Origin of the sequence: Azoarcus sp. TTM-91, assembly GCF_012911025.1 — a bacterium.
In the GTDB taxonomy this organism is placed as follows: Bacteria; Pseudomonadota; Gammaproteobacteria; order Burkholderiales; family Rhodocyclaceae; genus Azoarcus.
The window spans coordinates 1-1978 of the sequence record NZ_WUEI01000242.1 but is presented as its reverse complement, the minus strand read 5'-3'; the positions used below and the strand labels follow the sequence as shown (position 1 = coordinate 1978).

The window sequence follows — 1978 nt, the reverse complement described above, 5'->3', positions numbered from 1 at the left end:
CCGCCGACGACCGCCATGAAGAGGTATTCGATGCCGATGTGCAGGCCGAAGGGGGTGGGGTTCACGAAGCGCTGCATGTGGGCGTAGAGCCAGCCGGAGGCGCAGGCGTGGAGTGCTGCGATGAGGAAGATGATCATGCGCGAGCGCGAGGTGTTCACCCCCATGGCTTCGGCCATGACCATGCCGCCCTTCAACGCGCGGATGGCGCGGCCTTCGCGCGAGTCGAGCAGGTTCTGGGTGGTGAAGACGGCGGCGAGCAGGAAGAGCCAGATGAGGTAGTAGATCTTGGGGCCGTCGTCGAGCACCACGCCGAAGAGGGTGATGGGGGGGATGCCGGTCAAGCCGGTGTGCCCGCCCAGGCTCTCCAGGGTGCCGAACAGGAAGTAGAGCGAGATGCCCCAGGCGATGGTGCCCAGCGGCAGGTAGTGGCCGGAGAGTTTGAGCGTGAGCGAGCCCAGCACCAGGGCGACCACCGCGGTGAAGACGAGGCCCACGACGAGGGCGAGCCAGGGCGAGCCGCCGGCCCAGGCGAGCCAGCCGGGCAGTTCGGTGGCGGTGGTGAGGACGGCGGTGGTGTAGGCCCCGAGGCCGACGAAGGCGGCCTGGCCGAAGCTGGTGAGGCCGCCCACGCCGGTCAGCAGCACCAGGCCCAGGGCCACCAGGGCGTAGAGGCCGATGTAGTTGAGCAGGGTGACGTAGAAGGGCGGGAGGAACTGCGGGGCAACGGCCAGCAGGGCGAGGAAGACGGCGAGGACGAGGCGGGGCGGGATCATGGCACGGTCGCTGGGCTGGGCTGTGGCCTTGGGGTTGAGCGCGTTGGGGTCCCGCGCGGGCGGGGCATGATCAAGCGCGGGCGAGGCGTGATCAAGCGCGGGCGAGGCGTGATCAAGCGCGGGCGCTTGGGGCACCACGCCGGCGCGGCGGAAGGCTTGGAGGCGGCTGCGCAGGCTCATTCTTCTTCCTCCAGGTGGTGGCTCTTCAAGGAGCGCCACAGCAGCACCGGGATGATGAGGGTGAAGACGATGACTTCCTTGTGGGCGCTGGCCCAGAAGGAGGAGAAGGCTTCGAGCAGGCCGACGAGCACGGCGCCGGCGGCGGCGACCGGGTAGCTCGCCAGGCCGCCGATGATGGCGCCGACGAAGCCCTTGAGGCCGATGAGGAAGCCGGTGTCGTAGTAGATGGTGGTGATGGGGGCGATGAGCACACCCGAGAGCGCGCCGATGAAGGCGGCGAGCAGGAAGGTGAGGCGCCCGGCCAGCGCCGGCGAGATGCCCATCAGCCGGGCGCCGTTGCGGTTGATGGCGGTGGCGCGCAGGGCTTTGCCGTACAGGGTGCGTTCGAAGAACTGGTACAGGATGATGATGAGGGCGAGCGAGGCGACGATGACCCAGATCGTCTGGCCGGACACCGGCATGGAGCCCAGGTCGAAGCGGGCGTCCGAGAAGGGCGGGGTGCGCTGGCCTTCGGCGCCGAAGAAGAGCAGGCCCAGCCCGACCATGCCCACGTGCACCGCGACCGAGACGATGAGCAGGATGAGCACCGGGGCAGCAGCGATGGGTTGGTAGACGAGCCGGTACATCAAGGGGCCCATGGGCACGACGATGGCGAGCGCGAGCAGGATCTGCGCGGGCATCGGCAGGGTCGCCAGCGGCAGCGCCCCCAGCAGCAGCACCAGCGCCACCGGGTAGGCGAGGTTCCAGCCGAGGATGCGCACCAGCTTGCCGCCCTGGCCCTGGCGCAGCGCGGCCGCCCCTTCCAGGCCGGCGGCGAACACGCCCATGCCCAGCAGCAGCCACACCGTGGCCGGCACCGTGCCCGCCTGCACCATCGCCAGCGTCAGCGCGCCGTAGGCGACGAATTCCCCTTGCGGGATGAAGATCACCCGCGTCACCGCGAACACCAGCACCAAGGCCAGCGCCAGCAGCGCGTAGATCGCGCCGTTGGTCAGGCCGTCCTGGCCCAGCAGGGCCGCTATCTG

2 protein-coding genes are annotated in these 1978 nt (G+C 69.7%); both read right to left on the bottom strand.

Features of this window, described 5'->3' with window-relative positions; translation table 11 throughout:
• On the bottom strand, window positions 1-773 hold a 773-nt coding region (locus tag GRF61_RS23960; RefSeq protein WP_169153127.1), incomplete at its 3' end, for a branched-chain amino acid ABC transporter permease.
• 176 nt (window positions 774-949) lie between these two features.
• Window positions 950-1975 carry a branched-chain amino acid ABC transporter permease gene (locus GRF61_RS23955; RefSeq protein ID WP_348982475.1) on the bottom strand — a complete coding sequence of 342 codons (1026 nt, stop codon included), beginning with the start codon at window positions 1973-1975 and terminating at the stop codon, window positions 950-952.
• Window positions 1976-1978: the final 3 nt, after the last annotated feature.